The 21,815-nt window shown below is 41.8% G+C and carries 23 protein-coding genes and 1 pseudogene; 16 read left to right on the top strand and 8 right to left on the bottom strand.

Features of this window, described 5'->3' with window-relative positions; all coding sequences use genetic code 11:
• Nucleotides 1-5 precede the first annotated feature (5 nt).
• A complete protein-coding gene (locus tag F8R90_RS26885) occupies nucleotides 6-1,343 on the top strand; it encodes a cytochrome P450 (RefSeq protein ID WP_196513221.1) in 1,338 nt (445 codons plus the stop codon).
• A gap of 34 nt (nucleotides 1,344-1,377) precedes the next feature.
• Here F8R90_RS26885 and F8R90_RS26880 read toward each other — a convergent pair whose 3' ends face one another.
• Nucleotides 1,378-1,968, bottom strand: a complete 591-nt coding sequence (locus F8R90_RS26880; protein WP_196513220.1) for a thioredoxin family protein — start codon at nucleotides 1,966-1,968, stop codon at nucleotides 1,378-1,380.
• Nucleotides 1,969-2,099: 131 nt separating this feature from the next.
• Between F8R90_RS26880 and F8R90_RS26875 the strand changes: the two genes are divergently transcribed.
• Nucleotides 2,100-2,654 (top strand): hypothetical protein, encoded by a 555-nt coding sequence (locus F8R90_RS26875; RefSeq protein ID WP_196513219.1) that lies wholly within the window; start codon nucleotides 2,100-2,102, stop codon nucleotides 2,652-2,654.
• 122 nt (nucleotides 2,655-2,776) lie between these two features.
• Here the strand turns inward: F8R90_RS26875 and F8R90_RS26870 are convergent, their stop codons facing one another.
• Both F8R90_RS26870 and F8R90_RS26865 read right to left on the bottom strand, forming a co-directional pair.
• Nucleotides 2,777-3,310 (bottom strand): hypothetical protein, encoded by a 534-nt coding sequence (locus F8R90_RS26870; protein WP_196513218.1) that lies wholly within the window; start codon nucleotides 3,308-3,310, stop codon nucleotides 2,777-2,779.
• A gap of 28 nt (nucleotides 3,311-3,338) precedes the next feature.
• The gene (locus F8R90_RS26865; protein ID WP_196513217.1) at nucleotides 3,339-3,962 is read right to left on the bottom strand and encodes an exopolysaccharide biosynthesis protein; all 624 of its coding nucleotides are present in this window, start codon (nucleotides 3,960-3,962) and stop codon (nucleotides 3,339-3,341) included.
• Nucleotides 3,963-4,239: 277 nt separating this feature from the next.
• Between F8R90_RS26865 and F8R90_RS26860 the strand changes: the two genes are divergently transcribed.
• Complete coding sequence (locus F8R90_RS26860; protein ID WP_196513216.1) at nucleotides 4,240-5,022, top strand: ABC transporter permease; 783 nt, start codon at nucleotides 4,240-4,242, stop codon at nucleotides 5,020-5,022.
• A gap of 29 nt (nucleotides 5,023-5,051) precedes the next feature.
• Here F8R90_RS26860 and hrcA read toward each other — a convergent pair whose 3' ends face one another.
• Complete coding sequence (gene hrcA, locus F8R90_RS26855) at nucleotides 5,052-6,182, bottom strand: heat-inducible transcriptional repressor HrcA (RefSeq protein WP_196513215.1); 1,131 nt, start codon at nucleotides 6,180-6,182, stop codon at nucleotides 5,052-5,054.
• A gap of 445 nt (nucleotides 6,183-6,627) precedes the next feature.
• A complete protein-coding gene (locus F8R90_RS26850) occupies nucleotides 6,628-6,960 on the bottom strand; it encodes a rhodanese-like domain-containing protein (protein ID WP_190894461.1) in 333 nt (110 codons plus the stop codon).
• A gap of 157 nt (nucleotides 6,961-7,117) precedes the next feature.
• Here F8R90_RS26850 and F8R90_RS26845 point away from each other — a divergent pair, with 157 nt between their 5' ends.
• The 3 genes from F8R90_RS26845 to cysE all read left to right on the top strand — a co-directional run bounded on the left by F8R90_RS26845 (nucleotide 7,118) and on the right by cysE (nucleotide 10,638).
• Nucleotides 7,118-8,776, top strand: coding sequence for a DUF3352 domain-containing protein (locus F8R90_RS26845; protein ID WP_196513214.1), 1,659 nt, complete (start codon nucleotides 7,118-7,120; stop codon nucleotides 8,774-8,776).
• A gap of 394 nt (nucleotides 8,777-9,170) precedes the next feature.
• Nucleotides 9,171-9,662, top strand: coding sequence for a hypothetical protein (locus F8R90_RS26840; RefSeq protein WP_196513213.1), 492 nt, complete (start codon nucleotides 9,171-9,173; stop codon nucleotides 9,660-9,662).
• A 211-nt stretch (nucleotides 9,663-9,873) separates the two neighbouring features.
• Entirely contained in the window at nucleotides 9,874-10,638 is a 765-nt protein-coding gene (cysE, locus tag F8R90_RS26835) for a serine O-acetyltransferase (protein ID WP_196513212.1), read from the top strand.
• 82 nt (nucleotides 10,639-10,720) lie between these two features.
• Here the strand turns inward: cysE and F8R90_RS26830 are convergent, their stop codons facing one another.
• The gene (locus F8R90_RS26830; protein WP_196513211.1) at nucleotides 10,721-11,305 is read right to left on the bottom strand and encodes an Npun_F5749 family FMN-dependent PPOX-type flavoprotein; all 585 of its coding nucleotides are present in this window, start codon (nucleotides 11,303-11,305) and stop codon (nucleotides 10,721-10,723) included.
• A 76-nt stretch (nucleotides 11,306-11,381) separates the two neighbouring features.
• Here F8R90_RS26830 and F8R90_RS26825 point away from each other — a divergent pair, with 76 nt between their 5' ends.
• The 6 genes from F8R90_RS26825 to urtD all read left to right on the top strand — a co-directional run bounded on the left by F8R90_RS26825 (nucleotide 11,382) and on the right by urtD (nucleotide 18,312).
• Entirely contained in the window at nucleotides 11,382-12,275 is an 894-nt protein-coding gene (locus F8R90_RS26825) for an isopenicillin N synthase family dioxygenase (protein ID WP_196513210.1), read from the top strand.
• 71 nt (nucleotides 12,276-12,346) lie between these two features.
• Complete coding sequence (locus F8R90_RS26820; RefSeq protein ID WP_196513209.1) at nucleotides 12,347-13,492, top strand: NAD(P)/FAD-dependent oxidoreductase; 1,146 nt, start codon at nucleotides 12,347-12,349, stop codon at nucleotides 13,490-13,492.
• Between the two features lie 198 nt (nucleotides 13,493-13,690).
• A complete protein-coding gene (gene urtA, locus F8R90_RS26815; protein ID WP_196513208.1) occupies nucleotides 13,691-15,007 on the top strand; it encodes an urea ABC transporter substrate-binding protein in 1,317 nt (438 codons plus the stop codon).
• Between the two features lie 199 nt (nucleotides 15,008-15,206).
• Nucleotides 15,207-16,367 carry an ABC transporter permease subunit gene (locus F8R90_RS26810; RefSeq protein ID WP_196513226.1) on the top strand — a complete coding sequence of 387 codons (1,161 nt, stop codon included), beginning with the start codon at nucleotides 15,207-15,209 and terminating at the stop codon, nucleotides 16,365-16,367.
• A 105-nt stretch (nucleotides 16,368-16,472) separates the two neighbouring features.
• Complete coding sequence (urtC, locus tag F8R90_RS26805; RefSeq protein ID WP_196513207.1) at nucleotides 16,473-17,591, top strand: urea ABC transporter permease subunit UrtC; 1,119 nt, start codon at nucleotides 16,473-16,475, stop codon at nucleotides 17,589-17,591.
• Nucleotides 17,566-18,312 carry an urea ABC transporter ATP-binding protein UrtD gene (urtD, locus tag F8R90_RS26800; protein WP_196513206.1) on the top strand — a complete coding sequence of 249 codons (747 nt, stop codon included), beginning with the start codon at nucleotides 17,566-17,568 and terminating at the stop codon, nucleotides 18,310-18,312. The genes urtC and urtD overlap by 26 nt, the downstream gene beginning before the upstream one ends.
• A gap of 18 nt (nucleotides 18,313-18,330) precedes the next feature.
• On the opposite strand, the gene F8R90_RS26795 is transcribed toward urtD, so the two are convergent.
• Complete coding sequence (locus F8R90_RS26795; protein WP_196513205.1) at nucleotides 18,331-18,579, bottom strand: Uma2 family endonuclease; 249 nt, start codon at nucleotides 18,577-18,579, stop codon at nucleotides 18,331-18,333.
• 155 nt (nucleotides 18,580-18,734) lie between these two features.
• Here F8R90_RS26795 and F8R90_RS26790 point away from each other — a divergent pair, with 155 nt between their 5' ends.
• Genes F8R90_RS26790 through urtE form a run of 3 tightly spaced genes read left to right on the top strand, consistent with a single transcriptional unit; the run spans nucleotide 18,735 to nucleotide 20,185 of the window.
• Complete coding sequence (locus F8R90_RS26790; RefSeq protein WP_196513204.1) at nucleotides 18,735-19,016, top strand: hypothetical protein; 282 nt, start codon at nucleotides 18,735-18,737, stop codon at nucleotides 19,014-19,016.
• Between the two features lie 17 nt (nucleotides 19,017-19,033).
• Complete coding sequence (locus tag F8R90_RS26785) at nucleotides 19,034-19,438, top strand: type II toxin-antitoxin system VapC family toxin (RefSeq protein ID WP_196513203.1); 405 nt, start codon at nucleotides 19,034-19,036, stop codon at nucleotides 19,436-19,438.
• A gap of 48 nt (nucleotides 19,439-19,486) precedes the next feature.
• A complete protein-coding gene (gene urtE, locus F8R90_RS26780; RefSeq protein WP_196513202.1) occupies nucleotides 19,487-20,185 on the top strand; it encodes an urea ABC transporter ATP-binding subunit UrtE in 699 nt (232 codons plus the stop codon).
• Here urtE and F8R90_RS26775 read toward each other — a convergent pair.
• Complete coding sequence (locus F8R90_RS26775; protein ID WP_196513201.1) at nucleotides 20,148-20,909, bottom strand: hypothetical protein; 762 nt, start codon at nucleotides 20,907-20,909, stop codon at nucleotides 20,148-20,150. The genes urtE and F8R90_RS26775 overlap by 38 nt on opposite strands.
• Before the next feature lie 347 nt (nucleotides 20,910-21,256).
• Here F8R90_RS26775 and F8R90_RS26770 point away from each other — a divergent pair.
• Nucleotides 21,257-21,815 (top strand): annotated as a pseudogene (locus F8R90_RS26770) (photosystem II q(b) protein); the annotation flags it as partial.

The following is a 21,815-nucleotide window of genomic DNA, read 5'->3' as shown; positions in this document are numbered from 1 at the left end:
TCAAAATGACAACTTTCTTTAAAGAGCGGCTCCCTTTACCCCCTGGTAGCTTAGGTTTACCCATCGTTGGCGAAACAATTAGCTATTTGCGCGATCCAGGACATTTTATTGAGCAGCGACAGCAGCAATATGGAACAATCTTCAAAACCCATTTGTTAGGTCAGAAGACAATTGTCCTGATTGGAGCAGAAGCCAATCGTTTTCTGTTCACTAGCGAGGGACAAATATTGGCGATGACCAACCCTTTAAGTTTTGAGGTGTTATTGGGGGCAGGTTCTATAGGGATGAAAAATGGCATCTCTCACCAAAATCTACGTAAGCAGTTGTCACAAGCTTTCCAACCAAGAGCTTTAGCAGGGTATATCTCCATAATGGAGGAAATAACCCGCACCTATCTGCATAAATGGGAACGCTTGGGTAAAATGACCTGGTATTCTGAACTGAAAAAATACACCCTTGATATTGCCTGTAAGTTATTAGTGGGGGTTGATACAGCCTCGGATGAGAACTTAGAAAAAGTCTATGAGACTTGGGGAGAAGGATTGTTATCAATTCCGATACGATTCCCTGGAGGTAAGTTTGATCGAGCAGTACATGCTCGTGAGCAACTTCTCGTCAAGATTAATCGGATGATCCATCAACGCCAGCAAAATCCTACCTTAAATCTAGATGTCTTAGGAATCTTGTTGCAAGCGCGAGACGGGGAGGGAAATTATTTGAGTTTAGAGGAAGTGAAGGATAACGTTTTGGCATTGCTAGTCGCTGGACATGAAACCTTGACTTCAGCACTGACTTCCTTATGTTTGCTGCTAGCCCAGCATCCAGAAGTGCTAAAAGCTGCCCGTGCAGAACAACAGCAGCTAGGGTTCATAGAACCGCTTACTCAAGAAAACCTCAAGCGAATGACCTACCTAGAGCAAGTTCTCAAAGAAGTTCTACGGCTCACCCCTCCAGTGGTTCGCAGTGGATCTAGAGAGGTGATTGAGGCGTGCGAGTTTGGTGGGTACTTAATTCCCAAGGGCTGGAATGTACATTACCAAATTCAGGAGACTCATCAAGATCAGAATATTTATACTGAGCCTGAACGTTTCGATCCGCAGCGCTTTGCTCCTGAACGGGCTGAGGACAAACAAAAAGTCTTTAGCCATATTCCCTTCGGTGGTGGTATCAGAGAATGTTTAGGTAAAGAGTTTGCCAAACTGGAAATGAAGTTGTTTGCAGCCTTGTTAATCCGTAACTATGAGTGGGAACTGCTCCCTGGACAAAATCTTGAGAGGGATCTATTACCGTTTTCTCGTTCTCGTGATGGCTTAAAAGTAAAATTTTGTCGGCGATCACATTAAGTCCGCTCCGAACTTCAGTCGTCGGTTATTTTTGCTAATTTACCACTTGGCTGCCATGACTGCGGGGGTCATCTTGACTAGCCGTTGGTGCTACTGGGGCTGAAAATTTGGAAACTTTCCCGCTAGCTTTAGCATAAGGAAGAGATGCACCAGTCACTAAAGCTTCTAAGTTGCTAGCCATAATCGTCCGGGGTTGATCGCCGATTGCTTGGGCTATGGTTTCCCCTTGCTGACTCAAAAATACAAAATGGGGAATCCCATCTACCCGATATTTCAACATTTCGGGTAGCCACTTGGTATTATCCACATTCAGCATGACAAAATTCATCTTGTCAGCATACTCTGTTTCCAGTTGAGTGATATCTGGTGCCATTTTCTGACAGACAGTACACCAATCAGCATAAAACTCTACTAAAGATGGTTTGCCATTGCTGATTGCTACTTCTAACGGTGTGGACGAATCGCTTAATTTAGCTAGAGTTGCCGAGGTTGTTTCAGTTCGTAATCCTAAAACGAGGGCAACGCTAAGAGCGATCGCTACCATTACAATTAAAAAGTTTCTCAAACGCTTCCCTAATGTGGATTCAGACTTATCGGGGGAATTAACAGGTGAATCAGTACTCATAACAGAATTATTAAAACTTATTAAGCAATTTCTTCTTCAGTTTAGCTGACTCCAAGCGCTCTTTAATACGTAATTGGATACCCAAAATGGGTATTACAAATAAATACTTTAGATGAAATAGGTTCTAAAAGATGATTTTAAGCTTCAGAAATACCAGTGCTGTGTGTGCCGTATTTTTACTATTCAGTGTTGGCAGTTTTCACAAGTCAGCCATAGCTACTATAAATAACCAGTCTCAATTGATAGCACAGCACAGTAAAACCTCACCACACCCAGTTTTTAAATCTATTCTGCCTAAATTAAAGCAAAAGACTCAAATTAAGATTTTATTGCCGAAGTTTATTCCTGAGTCGGATGGAGAAAATCCAATTTACGCAATTATAGAAGCTGCTACGCAAAAAAAGTACGAAATTTTACTGGGTTTCAGTCCCGATTGTACTGGTGGAACTGCCTGTCGTTTGGGCATTGTTTCTGCTGAAGCTCTAACCCGCAAAACACCGCGCCTTACTGGTAAACCTGTATCCTTAGCTAAGGGCATTACTGGCTATTTTGTGGATTTTACTTGTGGTGCTAATTGCTCAGATGCTACCTTGACTTGGAGACAACAGGGTGTGCAATATATTGTTGGGTTGAAAGCAGGCGATCGCACTTCTTTGGTAAAAATGGCTAATTCTGCGATTAACTAATTCTGTGGGTTTCAGTAAAAAGCAAACAAGCGGTAAGTTTTGTAGCAGCGTCTAAATCTCTGTTACAAAACTGAATTACGAATTACGAATTACGAATTACGAATTACGAATTATTTTAATCCCTAGCTAAGGTCAGAGTCTGATTTTACTTCCCAGCGAAACAGCCGTGGCAATTGAGATACATCTATGGCGTAGTTAACAATCCACAGCACTAATTCAAAAACCAACAAATATCGTACCCACTGCAACTCGCTTTTGGAATCCAAAAGTGTCAAACCCTCATACAACTGCCAGAAGCGGTAAGGCAGGTATATATAAGGTACCATCACCCACACTACATTTTGCAACTGTCTGAGTGTTACTCTCTCAGAGATGATTTGCAACCCTAATACGATAAAATACCAACCAAGCACAGTTAACACACTGCGATCGCCCCACCAGACACCCCACAAAAGCATAACTACTAATGGCAGCAGTACTCCTAGCAGTTGCACTGAGCCAAACCAGATTTTATACCAAGAGGGAAATGGTAGAGGTAGAGTATAAGGCTTTGTCTGTTTCCACCCCCAATTTACAACCACAATAAAAAGTGTGGCAATTAGGAAAAAGAGGAGATTTTCTAAGAACAGATAGAGGTTGGTGTTTAAGGGAGCCATCGTGATATTAAGTAGTATTTTTGCTATTTCAACGACCTAGCCAAGTCTTGATGATGTCAAGAAGACTGGAACCACCCCAAACCAATGCCAAAAGTATGGAAGTAGTTAAAACTGCCCCCAGCACACACATAACTAAACCACCCAAGCTAATAGCGCCATCATCTTCCGATAAGCCAAAGCTAGTTACAAAAATTCCCATTGCTGGTAGGGTATTAGTTCCTGGAATCGGAATCATCATAGAAATTGCCATTAAGGCGATCACTATACCAATGGTCACTCTACCTGGTAAAGTAGTACAGATATAGCTCAGACGAGGACGAGCGATCGCTTCAATTCTTTTTAACCAAGGAATCCCTGCCTTCAAAAATCCCTGAACTGTTGTGAGTTGGATAGGATGATTCATCATCCGTTTGGGTAGCCAGGGGGTTTTGGCACCGGCGATTAGCTGTACCGCTAATAGGAAAATCAGGATGCCGAAAGGGACTGAGTATCCTGGTGCTGGAACTGGCAAAGCTGAAGGTAAAGACAGGATAATCAGCAAAAATCCAAAAATTCTTTCTTTTGCTAATAGTAAAATCTCTGCCAAAGTTACTTTTGAGGGTCGATCTTCCTCAAAAAAATAGCGTTGTAATTCGTTAGATAGTTTAGCCATATATCACCAGGATTTAGCAAAATTTAGTAAATAAATATACCAATTAACAAGCCAGATTCAGCAAAGATAATTGCTCATACCTCAAAGTAGCCGAGTGATTTCATTAGTTCTGGTAAATCCAGATCCATAGAATTTCTTACCTTTCAACAATAGATCCACAACATCTTAACGTTTAGCAATTTTCCTGAATAAAAAGTAATATTAAATTTCCTTAAAGTTATTGTGTAAATTATGGAAATGTCATGACAGATGGAACTTATTGGGATAAGGGTGCAAGATGCAAAGATATTTGAAAGTACTAAGACTATTTTGGAGTGCTGCGATCGCAGCAGAGTTAGAGTATCGGATTAACTTTTTCATAGCTACCCTCAGCAGCTTGGGAAATCTTGTCGGTAGCCTTTTTGGACTATTCTTGTTTTACCGGACTGGCTACACTTTTAGTGGTTGGTCATGGGAAGCAGCTTTAGTAGTTCTAGGACTTTTTACCTTACTACAAGGCTTTTCTGCTACTTTTCTGGCATCGAACTTAAATCGCATTGTCCGCCATGTCCAAGAAGGCACTTTGGACTTTATATTATTAAAACCTATCCGCAGTCAGTTTTGGCTTTCCACCCATACCCTTTCACCTTGGGGAATGCCGGATCTAATTTTTGGTAGTGTTATTATTGGCTACGCGGGTAAACGCCTCGGTGTAGGGATAGACGACTATCTACTTGGTGTGCTGCCATTATTGTTCAGCTTGGTGATTCTGTACAGCCTGTGGTTTATGCTGGGAGCGATGAGTATCTGGTTCGTCAAAATATACAACGTCACAGAAGTTTTGCGTGGTTTGTTGGAAGCTGGACGATATCCCATTGCAGCATATCCTACTGCTTACCGTTTTTTCTTCACCTTTGTGATGCCAGTAGCATTTTTAACTACTGTCCCAGCCCAAGCGCTATTGGGTAGGAGTGAAATTAGCTGGTTGATAGGTGCGGCAATATTGGCAGTAGTGCTGTTTTTCGCTTCTACTTGGTTTTGGCGGTTTGCGTTGCGATTTTATACCAGTGCTTCGAGTTAGAGACATCACCTGATACGATTAATCCCTATTTAAGGATTGAAATAACTAAAAGCTTCTGAGAGATAATCAGCAGCAGATGCCACGACTGCGATCGCACTTTCATAATCTAGACGCGTTGGCCCCAAAACTCCTACACTTCCTACTGGTATCGAACCTCGGCGATAGTTGGAAGAAATCAAGGTGCAGGTACGTATCGGTTCTAGTGGGTTTTCTGCGCCAATGCGAACCGTTACCCTTGACTTACCTACATCCTCCTGCTCTGGTTCCTCAAATATTAATCGCCATAGTTGGTCTTGTTCTTCTTCCAGCAGGTGGATAATCGTTTGTACTTGCTGCAACTGGGAAAATTCTGGCTGGCGCAAAACTTCTGACACACCCCGAACCATAATTTGTGTTGCAGTCGGCGCATGAGTCCGACGAGTCAATTCTGCAACTGAATTTTTCAAGAATTCCCCGTAGCGTTGGAACTCCTGATCTAGTTCGCTCCAGTTGAGGTTGGCTAATTCCAATAGACTTCGCCCCCGCAAGTGGCTATTCAAAAAATTAGAAACAATCTGCAACTCGCGATCGATTACCTCTGAATCCCGTTGTGTTTCCTCTGGTGTTGGCGACAAATCCATCAACTTGGAATGTGTCTCATAACCATCGGTCACTACAATTAACATGATCCGCCCCGCTTCAATTTGCACTAATTGCAGATGTCGCAATAGTGCTGTAGTAGTTTGCGGCATAGTAATCAAGCTAATGCAACCACTCAAGGTTGCTAAAATTTGTGCTGCTCCTTGCAATAGAGTTTCTAAACTCCAATCTTCCCACTGGAGGCGGTTTTGCAGTGCCAACTCTACTTCTCGCCCTAAATATTCTGTTCGCGTAGCATCTGTCTGCGACACACTGCGCGAACGCAGAGAAGGGGTAATTAACTGGTCAACATAAATGCGGTAACCTGAGTCAGAAGGTATTCGTCCGGCAGAGGTGTGTGGTTGGTAAAGTAACCCAGACTTTTCTAAAACGCCCATCACATTGCGAATTGTCGCCGAGCTTACACCCAGATCGTACTCCTCGATCAAAGCCTTTGAACCAACAGGCTCTGCCGTAGCAATGTAGTGACGTACAGTTGCCCAAAGTATATGCTGTTGTCGATTTGTTAACTGGACTTCCATAGGGTATGTTTTGCTAGAGGCAAATTTTAATCAAACTCTGGAAAAATTTCTGGATTGATCGAAACCAAAGAATATTAATAGTTTATTAAGATAACAAATTATACAACTATATTGTGATAATTAATTTTAAGGTTCAAGTACATAACTTTTTAAAAGTGCGCTTTCAATAGAATCTAGGCTTTTGCAGCAATAACTGAGGGTTTGAATTGACAACATCCTTTTTGCTTTATCTTTGCATAATTCTACACTTATAAAAGTATTGTGGGATACGTACTTTTGCGGTGATCGCAGCTAAGATCGGGGTCGAAAAGTTCTGTAAGATATATAACCAGTAGATAAACTTACAAGCTTTCCTAGCAAGCCCCTAAAATGTGGTGTTATTTTCAGCATACCAAAAGCCAGATGGAAGAGTAAGTTCCATCTGAGTAATGCACCTAAACACTAGTTAATACTGGGGAATTGAATGGTCTACTAAGACAGAATAAGCATCAATACCACCTGAAATATTTTGCACATTTGTAAAACCTTGAGCAATTAACCACTGGCACATCTGGGCAGAGCGGATGCCGTGGTGGCATAGTACAAGGGTTTCAGCTTGGGGATTGAAGAGGTTAGGGACTTGATCTCCCCAATCGGCAAATTGGCTCAGGGGTAGATTGACAAAGCCCTCAATGCTAGCAATCTCCAATTCTTGTGGTTCACGTACATCTACTAACTGAATACTTGCATCACCAGAAGAAAGACGTTGTGCCAGTTCTTGTACACTAATCTGGTTCATGGGTTAACTAAAAGAATTCCCTATAAACAGTCCTAATCCTATTTATGGTGGCAGAAAATCTCTGCCTTTGCATGAGTATCCATTCTCAAGAAGGCTGATAAATCCTGGTAGGCTTTCTGCTTAAATGGCTGTAAACCGTCTTTTTTAAAGGTTTAATGTGAATAGGCAACGCTCATTTATTGGTTTTATCGTAGCTGGTGCGATCGCACTGCTAGTAATTGCGATCGCTAGTTTTTACTGGTTTTTCGCCAAAAGTCCGGCTAACCTCATTGCTTCTACCTCCCAGCCTAATGCAGCCATATTGGTGTCGAAACTTTCCCCAGCAATGGTTTCATTGCTGGTGAACCCTGACCGTTTACAGGCGTTGGAGCGTGAAGGAGAACTATCTAAACTCAAAACCAGTTTATTCGCCAAGAGTGGTATAGATTACAAACAAGATATTCAACCTTGGTTAGGGAACGAAATTACATTAGCTATCACCACCTTAGATATTGATCGCGATCCAGAAAACGGACAGCAGCCAGGGTATCTATTAGCACTAGCAACCCAGAAACCAGAGAAAAGCCGCGAGTTTGTCGAGTTGTTGTTTTCCAAACGGGCGTTAGCTGGGGCAAACTTAGCTGTTGAACAATATAAAGGTATAAAGCTGATTTCTGACAACTCTCAACCAGAACAAGACTTGCTTGCAGGTGCTGTTGTCGGTGAAGGCTTTGTATTGTTTGCCAACGATCCTAAAGTGTTACGAGATGCTATCAATAATGTCCAAGCGCCCGATCTAAATTTGACTAGCTCCTCCGAATATCAAAAAGCTACCAAAGAACTGCCCAAAGGGAGTTTAGCTGTAGCTTTCTTGAATCTTCCCATCGTCGCAAAATGGCAAGGGTTAGAGCTGCCAGAACAAACCTATGACAGCGAAATCATTTCCCTGGCGTTGAACCCCAAAGGATTACTAGCAGAAACCACCTTTTTAACTTCAGCGGAAATTGTCCCCCCATCCTCACCACTGTCTAAACCTGTAGGAGCATTGCAATATATTCCAGCATCGGCAGGTTTGGCAATTTCCGGCTCAAATTTGAGTAATTTGGGTAACAGTGATTTAGCCAAACTCTGGAGACAAGCAACAGCAACTATATATGGTGGGGAAGATGTAGTTTCTCGGTTAGCAAAACCTTTAGCGGATGTTCAAAAACGCTGGGGCATAAACTTACCAGAGGATATTTTTAGCTGGGTACAGGGAGAATATGCCATAGCATTGTTACCTGATAAAGAACAAACAACCCTCCATTGGATTTTTGTGGTGGAAAAATCTGAGAGTGTAGAACAAGGCGTTGCTCGATTAGATGCGATCGCTTCATCCAACGGACTCAGCATTAATCCACTGAATATAGACAAGCAAAAAATCTCTGCTTGGACAGAGTTAACTACGGCTACTACAAAAGCAGATGTCAAAGAGCGGCCATCATTCAGTATTGAAACAAAAGTGCGAGGATTGCATACAACTTTAGGAAATTACGAAGTTTTCACATCTGACTTAGAGACGATGAATGAAATTCTCACAACCAAGGATAATTCCCTAATTGACAATGCCAAATTCCAAGATAGTATTGCTGCGATTCCCCTACCAAATCAAGGCTATATATATCTTGACTGGACAAAGAGTCAGAATTTGTTAGAGCGTCAAGTACCAGTTCTCAAGTTAGTAGAAGTTTTAGGTAAACCGTTTTTTGATAATCTGCGATCGCTCACAGTCAGTAGTTACGGAACTGACACGCGATCGCTCAAAGGTGGCGTTTTCTTCAAACTCAATAATTCGTGAGATTTTCACATAAGTTAAAAATGCAGAAGGTAAAGTAATTTTACCTTCTGCATTTTCTTGATCCATGATATTTAGGTAGATTTTATGTAACCTTTGCTATTTGTATTTTTAATCTTTGGATAGCTATTGGCTGCTGATCTAAAATCGTCCGTCGAGGGTTTTCTTTAAGGGAAAAAATCCTCCGACCAACAGACGTAATTACATCTAAATTATCAGTTCGGGAATTGTAGCTGCTGTCTAGATCAAGAAACAACCTAGCAATTAGCTGCCTACTTTTCATGGCATTACTTGTGGCACATTTTAATGTGGCACAAGTAACTGAAATTTCACTGGAATTTTTTAACTAGAATATGTATATATCATTACTAATCTAACAGCCTGTTGGAGGGCTACTATGAAATACTGTCGCCCCCGACTTCAGTTTCGCAGCGGCTGGTTGTTGGCTATACTTACCGCCATCACAGCTACGCCAGTAATAGCAGAGACAGCAAATTTTGGTACTCTCAATCTATCTACAAACTTTGATCCAGCACAAGGAACACTGCAAGGGTTTACAGGTGGTTCTTACTCGTTGTCTGCCATAAGTAACCGCGATCGCGAGCAAAAAGCCTGTATTGGCTTTGCCGATCCGAATCCAGATCACATTATGGTTTTGGAAAAGGACTTTTCCCAGCTGACAATACAAATCGATAGCAACAACACCGACACCACTTTACTCATCCAAGGCCCAGATAAAACAACAATTCGTTGTGGTGATGACACTGGCAAAAGTAAAGATGCTAGCATTAGCGATCGCGACTGGAAAAATGGTACCTATCGGGTTTGGGTGGGTACATTTAATCCTGGGGTTAAGCGTGATTATACTCTGACGGTGGAGCAGAAATGAAGTAAGGAGTGGGGAGATGAGGGAACAGAGGGGTAGGGGAGACAAGGGGATAAGGTGACTTAAGTGAAATAACTTACAACAAGTCTTTCCCTTCTCCTTGTCCCTAAGTCCTCTTCCCAATGCCCAATGTCCCATTTCCAATTATTAGGTGTAACGCCTGAGACGATAATATGGGAGAGTAGCTTGTTGTGCTTTCCGAGGGTGCTATCTCGTGCTATCTACACTGCGTGCTGACTTTCGTATCATATTTGAACGTGACCCAGCTGCCCGTAACTGGTTGGAAGTTTTATTTTGTTACCCTGGTTTGCAAGCCCTGCTATTCCATAGGCTGGCTCACTGGCTGTATACTGTTGGTCTTCCTTTTATTCCCCGCCTGATTTCTCACTTGGCTCGGTTTTTGACTGGAATTGAAATCCACCCTGGTGCAGCCATTGGGCAAAGTGTGTTTATTGACCACGGAATGGGTGTAGTAATTGGTGAAACTGCGATCGTGGGAGACTATGCCCTAATTTATCAAGGTGTCACTCTTGGGGGTACTGGTAAAGAATGTGGCAAGCGCCATCCCACTGTGGGTGAAAATGTTGTAGTTGGAGCTGGAGCGAAGGTACTGGGCAATATCCAAGTTGGCAATAATGTCCGTATTGGTGCTGGGTCTGTTGTTCTGAGGGATGTTCCTTCTGACTGTACAGTAGTGGGCGTGCCTGGGCGGATTATATATCGTTCTGGAGTCCGAGTTGCACCTCTTGAACACAATAACTTACCAGATTCGGAAGCCGAAGTGATTCGTGCTTTAGTAGACCGGATTGAGGCGTTGGAAGAACAAATACAAACTCTTCAGCGCACCAAGTCTTCTGAAAAAACTCTTGTGTTGGCAGGTTGTGTAGCTTCTAACCAAGCTGATTTATCAGAAAATGCTCCTGTGTGTAACCTTAAAGATAAGGCAATACAGCAGTTTCTAGATGGTGCGGGTATTTAAATAAAGTTAGGAGTTAAGAGTGAGGAGTGAGGAATAAAAATTATCCTTGCACCTTCCAACTCATAACTCCTAACTGACAAAATTAAGGATTAATTTCTTCACAAAACCATTCTTGATTTTCATCGCGGCGATAAAATCTTCGATTTTGTGGTTCGCCGCGTAATTCTAAGTGGTCTACCTGCACTGGGTCGAGTAGCAGTAGGCAAAAATTAGGCACTGGCTGCACTGGGTCGGGTGCTGGTGGCTCAAAGGCTTCTAATTCCAGGACTCTAGGTTTACCAGGATGAGGCCAAGCAAACTGTAAACGTGCAGCATCACTCAGTTCTCGCCACATGGAAATGCGGGCTGGCTGTAAATTATGGTGCGAATCATCATTACCTACCAGAGTCAAACAGCCAGTGATTCGGAATTGTTCTCGTGTATTGGGGAAATACCAGCAAACTTCTGCCCAAGGTTGTTGCTGTATCTGGTCGGTTTTAGCGCTACGGTTATCGGTGATAAATTTTAGCTGGTTTGTATCTTCCAGAAAGCCGCGAAACACTAGGGTACGATTAGCGGGGCGACCGTTCGCTTGCACTGTTGCTAGTTGGAGGTAACGGGCATAAACAAGGCTGCGGTTGCGATGGAGTGCATGAGCGATCGCGCTTCGCCAAGGAGCAAGAGTCATTGTAAAGTTCCGTACCTAAGTATTGAGTATACTACTGTTAACAAAACAAAAACACAAATTTTTTAATTATATATAAATGGTTACAATTCCCATAATAGATTTAACTGCGTTTACCAATGGCAACATAATAACTCGGCAAAATATTATCAAACAAATCTATCAAGCTTGCCATGAAATTGGCTTCATATACTTGGAGAATTCAGGAATATCGAAAGACATAATCAGGCAAGTATTCACTTACAGTAAATATTTCTTCAATTTACCCTTAGAAGTTAAACAAAAGCAAGCTTGGAGTGATGAGTTTAATAATATAGGATACGTTGGTCTTGAGAGAGAACGTCTTGACTCCAACAAACCAGGCGACTTAAAAGAGGCATTTAATGTAAACAAACAAGCGACTGTGGAAATAGATGCTTCTATTGTCGCCTTTTATGATAATTGCACAGAACTTGCTAACACAGTCTTACAAGCTTATGCTTTGGCCTTGGAATTGCCAGAGGATTTTTTTATAAAAAGACACAATCAACAAAATCATACCTTGCGATCGCTCCACTATCCCCCATTGCAAACACCACCCAAACTTGGACAGGTGCGTGCTGGTGAGCATTCAGATTATGGTAGTATTACCTTACTTTTCCAAGATGACGTTGGCGGGTTGGAAGTACAGACAGCATCTGGAGAGTGGATTGCCGCGCCTGCGATTCCTGATACTGTGGTAGTTAATACTGGCGATTTAATGCAACGGTGGACAAATGATATGTTTTGCTCAACCAAGCATCGAGTAATGATTCCTAGCGATCGCAGGGTGAACCAGTCTCGTTATTCTATCGCTTTTTTCTGTCATTCGAATGATGATACAGAAATAGCTTGTTTGGAAAGTTGCCAGAAAGAACAATCGCCTATTTATCCGCCTATCCTTGCGGGAGAATATCTTTTAAGCCGTTTACAAGCAACTTATGGTAGTTCGTAATTCGTAATTCGTAATACTCGCCAAGGGCGAGAAGCAAGCTACGTAATTCGTAATTAAGAAAGACATTTAATATGAAAACCTACGACTGGATTGTGGTTGGCGGTGGAATTGCGGGTGCTGCACTAGCATACGAATTAGTAAAAACAGGTTTTTCTGTACTTTTGTTGGAGGAATACGGCACACCACAGAATGCAACTCGCTATAGTTATGGTGGACTTGCTTATTGGTCGGGTACTACACCACTAACTCGTCTATTGTGCGAAGAAGCGATCGCACGCTACCATATCCTATCTCAAGAGTTAGACGCTGATATCCAGTTTCGGGAATTAGATTTATTACTTACTATTTCAGCCTATAGTGACCCAGAAGCAATTGCTGCATCATATAATCATTTTGCCATTCCACCCCGTTTACTGAGTGCCCAAGAAGCTTGTGAGTTGGAACCGCAGTTAAATCGAGAGGCGATATCTGGTGCTTTAACTGTTAAACACGGTCATATCCATCCAGAAAAAACAGCACAAGCTTACATCCAAGCCTTTCTGCGTGCTGGGGGTGAAATGCAGATTACTCAAGTATTACAAATACTGCAAGATGGTGTAAAAACAACTACTGAAACTTTTCATAGTGCGAACGTTGCCATTTGTGCAGGTGGACTCAGCCGCCAACTACTAAAATCTGCTGGTATTACCGTCAAACTGTATTTTACCCATGCAGAAATCATTGAAACCCCACCCGTGGATGTGCAGTTACGCACCTTAGTTATGCCAGCTAATCTGCAACGATTTCAACTAGAAGCTGAATCTACTCAAGTGGATGAATTGTGGGATGAACTAGGTAATGAGCCAGCACCGTCAATTTTAGATGCGGGTGCAATTCAATTTCAAGATGGTAGCTTTCGCATCGGTCAAATTAGCCGCGTTCTCACAGATCCTTATGCCAAGGTAAACTCAGAGGCGAGTGAAAAATGGTTGCGAAGAAGTGTTGGTCAAATCTTGCCAGCTTTGGAGAATTTACCAGGAAATTGGCATCATTGCTTGGTGGCATTTAGTAGCGATCGCCTGCCCTTAATTGGTACTATCCCAGGATTTGAGACCGTTCATCTATTCTCTGGGTTCAGCAACCCTTTGGTGATTATACCACCTTTGGCAAAGCGCTTTGCTAATTTTGCATCTGGCAAGGAAGATGAGATTATTATCCAGCTATCTCTTCATTGTTGACAATAATTTCACATCACAATACTAGGCTTAACAAAGATTAATATTATAAAGTTATTTTTTTATTACAAAAACCAGGCATTTTGTATAAGAAGTCACTTTTTACTAGTAAACTATCGCACTATCATCACACTTTAAAGTTTAATATTGTCAGCTTTCTATTAAGTTAGTTGATTCATCAAGAGGAAAATTTATCAAGATATGAGAAGACAATTTAACAGACGCAAGTTTTTGATCTACGGTTCTCTAACTTTTGGAAGCAGCTTTTTTCTGAAGGCTTGCGCGAATAATTCCCCAACTGCTACAGAGAGTCCAGCTGCACCTCCTGCTGCATCTCCTGCTGCTGCTACTGCTGGTGGCACCATCAAAGTAGGTATTTTGCACTCCCTTAGTGGCACAATGGCTATTAGTGAAAAAAGCGTTGTCGATGCGGAAAAATTAGCAATCAAAGAAATTAACGCCGCTGGTGGTATCTTGGGTAAACAAATTGAAGCAGTTACCGAAGATGGCGCTTCTAACTGGGATACTTTTAGAGAAAAGGCAACCAAGCTAATAGATCAAGATAAAGTCACTGTAGTTTTTGGTTGTTGGACTTCTGCTAGCCGCAAGAATGTGAAGCCAGTATTCGAGAGCAAAAATCATATGCTCTGGTATCCTGTGCAGTACGAAGGTCAAGAGTGTTCTAAAAATATTTTCTACACTGGTGCTGCGCCAAATCAACAAATTGAACCATCTGTTGATTGGCTGTTAAAAAATAAGGGCAAAGAATTCTTCTTAGTTGGCTCAGACTATGTTTTTCCCCGGACAGCTAACACAATTATTAAAGCTCAACTAGAAGCTTTAGGTGGAAAAACAGTTGGTGAAGATTACTTACCTCTTGGCAATACAGAAGTTACACCAATTATAACTAAAATCAAGCAAAATTTGCCCAATGGTGGCGTGATTTATAACACTTTAAACGGTGATAGCAATGTTGCTTTCTTTAAACAATTGAAAGGGGCTGGATTGACACCAGATAAATATCCCTCTATGTCTGTAAGTATTGCGGAAGAAGAAGTTAAAGCAATTGGTGTAGAATATCTCAAAGGTCACTATGCAGCTTGGAACTATTTTCAAACAGTAGACACACCTGCTAATAAGAAGTTTGTTGCAGCTTTCAAGAAAGAATATGGTGAAAATCGGGTGACAAATGACCCAATGGAAGCAGCATACATTGCAGTTTATTTGTGGAAGCAAGCAGTAGAAAAAGCTGGGACTACTGATTTAGAAAAAGTGCGGGCGGCGGCTTATGGTCAAACTCTAGATGCGCCTGAAGGTAAAGTGACAATGGATGCCAATCATCACATATCTAAAATTGTGCGAATTGGTCAAGTTAGGCAAGATGGATTGTTTGATATTGTCTATGCGACTCCAACAGCAGTTGAGCCAGTTCCTTGGAATCAATTTGTCAAAGAGACTAAGGGATTTGCCTGTGATTGGAATGACCCGGCTAAGGGTGGTAAATATAAGAAAGCGTAAATAATTCGTAATTCGTAATTCGTAATTCGTAATTAATTACCAATTACGAATTAGTTAATTTTAAATTGGTAGGCTGCGTTATAGCAAAGTGCAATGCATCATTTTTCTGGGTAGGTTACGGTAAAAAATTATTGTCGCTATGTTTAGTCTTTTGTACTGTAACACTGCACGTATTTACGAATAGTATATGAGGAAAAAAGTGTTAGCAGGATTTTTAGAAGCTGTATTTAATGGCATTAGTATTGGCGCTGTATTATTAATTGCCGCGTTAGGACTAGCTATTATATTTGGATTGATGGGCGTTATCAATATGGCGCATGGTGAATTGATGATGTTCGGCGCTTATACAACATTTGTTGTGCAAAATGTATGTAAGCAATTGGGCGGAGTATGGTTTGAAGTCTATATATTTTTGGCTTTGATTATCGCTTTTATTTTCACGGCTGCTGTGGGATTAATTCTAGAAAGAGGCGTGATTCGTTATCTCTATGGACGGCCTCTAGAAACTCTCTTGGCAACTTGGGGAGTTAGTTTAATTTTTCAGCAGTTTGTTCGCAGTGTGAATTGGGTATTAATAATTGGCATAGCTTTGTTTTCTCTATTATTTTTTGGAGGTTTATGGATTTTAAATTCCCGCACAGATTTGGGAAGAGTTCGTAACTGGATTGTGGCTGTGATATTTTTATTATCGCTGGGGGTGACAATCACAACGGGCAATTTATTGAGTCAAACTTATCAGCTAGCAGTAACTCAACCTTGGTTTGGCGCTCAAAATGTGGATGTAACAGCACCGACTTGGTTACAAGCGGGGATATCTTTGGGTGGTGTACAATTACCCTTTGCCAGGTTATTTATTATTGGTTTAACAATAATCTGTGTGACGGGAATTTATTTATTTTTACAACGTTCTAGCTGGGGTTTAAAAATTCGGGCTGTGACGCAAAATCGGAGTATGAGTGCTTGTTTGGGTATCCCAACTCAAAAGGTTGATGCGATTACTTTTGCACTGGGTTCTGGTTTAGCTGGTGTGGCTGGATGTGCGATTAGTTTACTCGGTTCTGTAGGGCCAAATACGGGACAAAACTATATTATTGATACTTTTATGGTTGTTGTCGTTGGGGGTGTGGGCAATTTAGCAGGTACGATTGTGGCTGCTTTGGGGATTGGTACGGCTAATTTTTTAATTGGTTCTGGGACTCTGTCCTTGTTGTTGAGTCCTGTTAAACCTTTGGCTGATTTATTTACTTTTTTTGCAACGACGAGTATGGCGAAGGTGATGGTATTTGCGCTGATTATTGTGTTTTTACAGTGGAAGCCTGGGGGGATTTTTCCGCAGAAGGGGCGTACTGTTGATGTTTAAACCGCAGAGACGCAGTGAACCATCGCTGCGGGAGGGTTTCCCTCTCTTACGAGACGCTGACGCGAACCGCAGGCGACTGGTGAACCCGAAGGGAGGACGCAGAGAATGAGGAAAAGGGGAAGAGGGTTATTACTTGAGGTGGGGGTAGTGGTTGCGATCGCACTCTTCCTTATAATTGTTATGCCAATGGTGCTGTCGGAGTTTCGTTTAAATTTGTTGGGACGATTTTTGTCGCTGGCGATTGTGGCTTTGGGTATCGATTTGATTTGGGGTTATACTGGTTTATTGAGTTTAGGACATGGTATTTTCTTTGGTTTGGGTGGATATGCGATCGCAATGTACCTAAAGCTCCAAGTCCCTACTGGTGAATTGCCTGATTTCATGGGACTTTATGGGGTTACAGAACTTCCCGCCTTTTGGCAACCTTTTTATTCGTTTCCTTTGACAATAGCTGGTGTAGTCTTAATTCCAGGGTTATTGGCGGGAATATTGGGATATTTAGTATTTCGGAATCGCCTCAAGGGAGTTTATTTTTCTATCTTGACTCAAGCCGGAACTATCGTATTTTTCAACTTCTTTAACGGTCAACAACAACTTTTCAACGGTACAAATGGACTGATAGATTTTACAACTTTGTTTGGGGCAACGGTCAGCGATGCCAAGACGCAATTGCTTTTCTACACGTTGACAGTACTGTTTCTCGCAGCCACTTACGGGATTTGTCGCTGGTTGACAACTGGACGCTTTGGCAGATTGTTGATAGCTATTCGTGATGATGAAAGTCGGGTAAGATTTTCTGGCTACGACCCTACAGATTTTAAGGTATTGGTGTTTGCAGTTTCCGGTGCGATCGCAGGCATCGCAGGAGCATTTTACACCATTCAGAGTGGTTCTGTCTCACCCAGAGCAATGGATATTGCCTTTTCCATTGAAATGGTGATTTGGGTAGCAGTAGGCGGACGCGCTACTTTAATTGGCGCGATTGTTGGAACTTTATTAGTAAATTATGCCCGCACTTTTTTAAGCGAACAATTTGCCGAAATCTGGCTATTTTTCCAAGGCGCACTATTTTTGATAGTCGTCACAGTACTTCCTGACGGCATCGTGGGATGGTTGCGTAGTCAGAATATTTCTCTTTTCAACCGTCGTCAAGAAATTGCTACATATCCCACCTTGGAAGAAGACCCGGAAGTGCAACATGAACGCGAAAATATTGGAAACTGAAAACGTAACTGTTAATTTTGACGGATTTAGGGCGCTAAATCAGCTTAACTTTAGCATGGATGTGGGTGAATTACGGGTAGTAATTGGCCCCAATGGAGCGGGAAAGACAACATTTCTGGATGTGATTACGGGGAAAGTGCAACCAACCCTTGGGCGAGTGTTATTCAAAGGAAAAAACCTACGTTCTTTACCTGAATATCGAATTGCGCGATTGGGAATTGGGCGTAAGTTTCAAACACCTCGAATTTACCTGAATTTAACGCCCCGCGAAAATCTAGAAATTACTAGTAACAAGAAGAAAAATGTCTTTTCTACTTTGTTTGAACGTTCTAATGCTGTTGAAAAGAATAATATTAAAGGATTATTAGAAACCATCGGTTTAACTCCTAAAGCTGATATCAGAGCAGGTTTACTTTCTCACGGCGAAAAGCAACGGTTGGAAATTGGGATGTTAGTAGCACAGTCTCCAGATTTATTACTTGTTGATGAACCCGTTGCGGGTTTAACAGATGAAGAAACCTATAACATCGGCGAATTACTTTTAGCGCTAGCGCAAAGTCATTCAATTTTAGTCATTGAACATGATATGGAATTTGTGCGTCAAATTGCCAAGAAAGTAACAGTGTTACACGAAGGTTCAGTGCTGTGCGAAGGGAATTTTGAGGAAGTTCAAAATGACTCACGTGTTATTGAAGTATATTTAGGAAAACAGGAAGAATGAAAAACTCGACTCCACTTTCTATTCGCTTGGTAATTCTGGTCGATTTGCGCTGTTAAACACCTGCTCTACTCTTAGCACCAAATCAACAATTACTAGTGATTCCATGCAAGTAGCACCTGTAAATACCTTATCCTCATACTGTCCCTCCACCCACTGGCAAATCATAATTTGTTGCATCTGTGGGTCAACAATCCAGTACTCTAATATTTCCCTAGCGGCATACTCCGTCCGCTTGTAGCGATAATCACGAACTAAGATATTCTTCAAAGGTCAGCAGTTTTTGGGTTTTCGTCGTTTGGGTCATTTGCTTTGCCTTCTTACCCTGCACAGACTACCACATACTATAATCAGCCGAACCGCTTCAGAATATTAGTGGAGAAAAGCTATAATTTCCCTAGCTTTAGTTGAAATCGTTTATTCCTATGAGCCAACTGCTAACACTAGAATTAAGTGATGATGTCTATGCAGCTTTGCAGCAGCAAGCTGATGCCGTCGGGCTTTCAGTAGCAGAATTGATTGTGACATCTCTTGATAGGAAGGATGGTCTTCTGACTGGTGCAAAGCTACAACCAGAAACTCAGCCAGAAGAAGCACGTCAACGTTTACTTAGTTATGCAGGTGCAATTAGCTTGGGTTATGCCACAGGTATAGACAACGAAAGCATTGATGCTGACTTGACAAAAGCTTACGCCAATGACTTTTAAGTATTGGAATATAGATTATGCTGCTTGATACGTCAGGATTGCTCTGCTTTCTCCATAAAGATGAACCACAACATGAAAGAGCAGTTGAACTGATTTCTACTACAAGCAGAACTCGGCTTACGCACAACTATGTTCTAGCAGAATTAGTAGCTCTAGCATTAGTTCGAGGCTTTTCCCGTTCAACTGTACTGTCATACAGCCTTGAACTAATCAACAATTCAAACGTTCAAATTGTATGGGTTGATGAGCCGCTACATCGAGAAGCAATAGATTTATTGTTATCAAGACAGGATAAAACCTATTCGTTATGTGATGCTGTAAGCTTTGTGTTGATGCGTAGACAAGGAATTATGGAGGCATTAACAACTGATAAACACTTTGAGCAAGAAGGTTTTACTCGTTTGTTAGGGTCAGTAAGCTAACACTGCGCTGTACCTCTGCGTGAAATTTTAATATCTACGTAATTTCTAATGCTAAAAATCTCTAACCTCAACGTTTACTACGGCGAAAGCCACATTCTCCGCAATGTAGATTTAAGCGTACCATCTGGGCAAATGGTTTGCCTAATTGGACGCAATGGTGTAGGTAAATCTACATTACTCAAAACCATCATGGGTTTACTCAAACCCCGCAGCGGTACAATTAACTTAGCTGAACAATTAATCAACTCAAAATCTCCCGACCAAAGGGCAAAGTTGGGAATTGGTTATGTTCCCCAAGGGCGAGAAATTATCCCCCGGTTGACAGTCAAAGAAAATCTGCTGCTGGGGTTGGAAGCTAGACGCAAACCAGTAAAAAAAGCAGAAATTCCAGAGGAAGTTTTTAGCTTATTCCCGGTGTTAAAAACCATGCTTTCGCGGATGGGTGGTGATTTGAGTGGTGGACAGCAGCAACAATTAGCGATCGCACGTGCTCTAATGGGAGAACCTCAACTACTCGTCTTAGATGAACCCACTGAAGGTATTCAACCCTCCATCATCCTAGAAATTGAAGCCGCAGTCCGTCGCATTGTCGAAACCACAGGCATTTCAGTTTTATTGGTAGAGCAGCATTTGCACTTTGTCCGTCAGGCTGATTACTATTACGCTATGCAAAAAGGTGGTATTGTCGCTTCCGGTTCCACAGCCGAACTCAGCCAAGATGTGATTCAACGCTTCTTAGCTGTTTAATTTTTGAAATTTCTATATCAATAGTGTCGGAAGCAATCAAGTTTGCGGCTTCTTGCAAAAGCTCATTTTGTTCCTTTTGAATTGCTTCTAAGCGACTAGAAATTTCTACCAATCGTTGTTGCTTATTTTGTTGAAAATTTTCAGGTGGCAAAGCTGGCAGGTTATCAATCGTTTTAGTAGGTGTGATTCGATGAATAGCAGAACTGCCAATTTTAGTTAAGAATAAAAAGCTAACTTTCATCAAAGCCTGAAGCAATTTTAACGGAACTTGGAGTATTGACCAACTAGCTGTTTCAATCAAGCGAACAATTGCTTTGATGATGCTCCAGATGAGAGCAAGTGCGACAAGCAGAATTACTAAGCTAATAATTGGGTGATTAGCTGCCCAACCTAGTATTTGAACTAACCGATAAACTATAGGTTGTTGTGTCAGCCAATCATTAACAGAAGAACTCATTGCTGTTTTTACTGCTCCCGATGTTGTACTCTTAAATTGATCAATCGGTTGCCAACTTTGTTCTAAAGAACCTTTAGCTTGTTCAAGAGTTGTAGTAATTGTATTAATTGCCCTATCGGTCGTGGTAGCTGCTGTATCCTGCAAAGACTGTCCAGCTTGTTGGACTGAGTTACTGAAAGAGTTAACGCTTTGGTTGACGATATCTCTCGCTGTTTGCAAGCGTTGCAAAACTCCTTCAGGCAAATTTATCTCTATAGAAGGTGCCATAAAAGATTTTACTGAGTCTTAAATCGAACCCGCAACCCGTCTTCAGGGCGATTAGGAATTCCCATTGTATCTAAAACTATGGCTGGGAAATCTTAGCCAATCATTGCTACGTAGAAGATCGTCAGCGACAATCTTCATTGCTATTTTGGCAAAAGCTTACCAGGAAAACGATTAGAAGTTCATACACCCCCTTTTTTAGTGGATTGGGGATTTTCTATTGCAGGTGCGTAAATCCAAAGAAAAATTTTTTTTGAAAGTACTTTACAAAACGAAATAAATTCTTTAAGATGTGTAACAGGTAGTCAAACCTACCTAATTCATCCGCAAATAATCGCATTTATAAAACAATGACAACAACCTTACAACGTCGCGAAAGCGCCAACGTATGGGAGCGGTTTTGTAGCTGGATCACCAGCACCAACAACCGTATCTACATCGGTTGGTTCGGCGTAGTCATGATCCCTACCCTGCTAGCTGCCACCGCCTGCTTCGTAATCGCCTTCATCGCCGCACCTCCAGTAGACATCGATGGAATCCGTGAACCAGTAGCTGGTTCCTTGATTTACGGAAACAACATCATCTCTGGTGCAGTAGTACCTTCCTCCAACGCAATCGGCTTGCACTTCTACCCAATTTGGGAAGCAGCTTCCTTAGATGAGTGGTTGTACAACGGTGGTCCTTACCAATTGGTAATTTTCCACTTCCTGATTGGCGTATTCTGCTACTTAGGTCGTGAATGGGAACTATCCTACCGCTTAGGAATGCGTCCTTGGATTGCGATTGCATACTCAGCACCAGTAGCAGCAGCAACCGCAGTCTTCTTGGTATACCCAATAGGACAAGGTTCCTTCTCAGACGGTATGCCCTTGGGTATCTCAGGAACATTCAACTTCATGATCGTGTTCC

The sequence above is a fragment of the Nostoc sp. NZL genome, assembly GCF_015714705.1.
Taxonomy (GTDB): domain Bacteria; phylum Cyanobacteriota; class Cyanobacteriia; order Cyanobacteriales; family Nostocaceae; genus Nostoc; species Nostoc foliaceum_A.
This window is presented reverse-complemented; position numbering and strand designations above follow the sequence as displayed.

Bases quoted from the DNA above. Each gene is read 5' to 3' on its own strand.
- F8R90_RS26885 (WP_196513221.1), top strand. From the start codon at position 6: ATGACAACTTTCTTTAAAGAGCGGCTCCCTTTACCCCCTGGTAGCTTA.
- F8R90_RS26880 (WP_196513220.1), bottom strand. From the start codon at position 1,968: ATGAGTACTGATTCACCTGTTAATTCCCCCGATAAGTCTGAATCCACA.
- F8R90_RS26875 (WP_196513219.1), top strand. From the start codon at position 2,100: ATGATTTTAAGCTTCAGAAATACCAGTGCTGTGTGTGCCGTATTTTTA.
- F8R90_RS26870 (WP_196513218.1), bottom strand. From the start codon at position 3,310: ATGGCTCCCTTAAACACCAACCTCTATCTGTTCTTAGAAAATCTCCTC.
- F8R90_RS26865 (WP_196513217.1), bottom strand. From the start codon at position 3,962: ATGGCTAAACTATCTAACGAATTACAACGCTATTTTTTTGAGGAAGAT.
- F8R90_RS26860 (WP_196513216.1), top strand. From the start codon at position 4,240: ATGCAAAGATATTTGAAAGTACTAAGACTATTTTGGAGTGCTGCGATC.
- hrcA (WP_196513215.1), bottom strand. From the start codon at position 6,182: ATGGAAGTCCAGTTAACAAATCGACAACAGCATATACTTTGGGCAACT.
- F8R90_RS26850 (WP_190894461.1), bottom strand. From the start codon at position 6,960: ATGAACCAGATTAGTGTACAAGAACTGGCACAACGTCTTTCTTCTGGT.
- F8R90_RS26840 (WP_196513213.1), top strand. From the start codon at position 9,171: ATGAAATACTGTCGCCCCCGACTTCAGTTTCGCAGCGGCTGGTTGTTG.
- F8R90_RS26830 (WP_196513211.1), bottom strand. From the start codon at position 11,305: ATGACTCTTGCTCCTTGGCGAAGCGCGATCGCTCATGCACTCCATCGC.
- F8R90_RS26825 (WP_196513210.1), top strand. From the start codon at position 11,382: ATGGTTACAATTCCCATAATAGATTTAACTGCGTTTACCAATGGCAAC.
- F8R90_RS26820 (WP_196513209.1), top strand. From the start codon at position 12,347: ATGAAAACCTACGACTGGATTGTGGTTGGCGGTGGAATTGCGGGTGCT.
- urtA (WP_196513208.1), top strand. From the start codon at position 13,691: ATGAGAAGACAATTTAACAGACGCAAGTTTTTGATCTACGGTTCTCTA.
- urtC (WP_196513207.1), top strand. From the start codon at position 16,473: ATGAGGAAAAGGGGAAGAGGGTTATTACTTGAGGTGGGGGTAGTGGTT.
- urtD (WP_196513206.1), top strand. From the start codon at position 17,566: ATGAACGCGAAAATATTGGAAACTGAAAACGTAACTGTTAATTTTGAC.
- F8R90_RS26790 (WP_196513204.1), top strand. From the start codon at position 18,735: ATGAGCCAACTGCTAACACTAGAATTAAGTGATGATGTCTATGCAGCT.
- F8R90_RS26785 (WP_196513203.1), top strand. From the start codon at position 19,034: ATGCTGCTTGATACGTCAGGATTGCTCTGCTTTCTCCATAAAGATGAA.
- urtE (WP_196513202.1), top strand. From the start codon at position 19,487: ATGCTAAAAATCTCTAACCTCAACGTTTACTACGGCGAAAGCCACATT.
- F8R90_RS26775 (WP_196513201.1), bottom strand. From the start codon at position 20,909: ATGGCACCTTCTATAGAGATAAATTTGCCTGAAGGAGTTTTGCAACGC.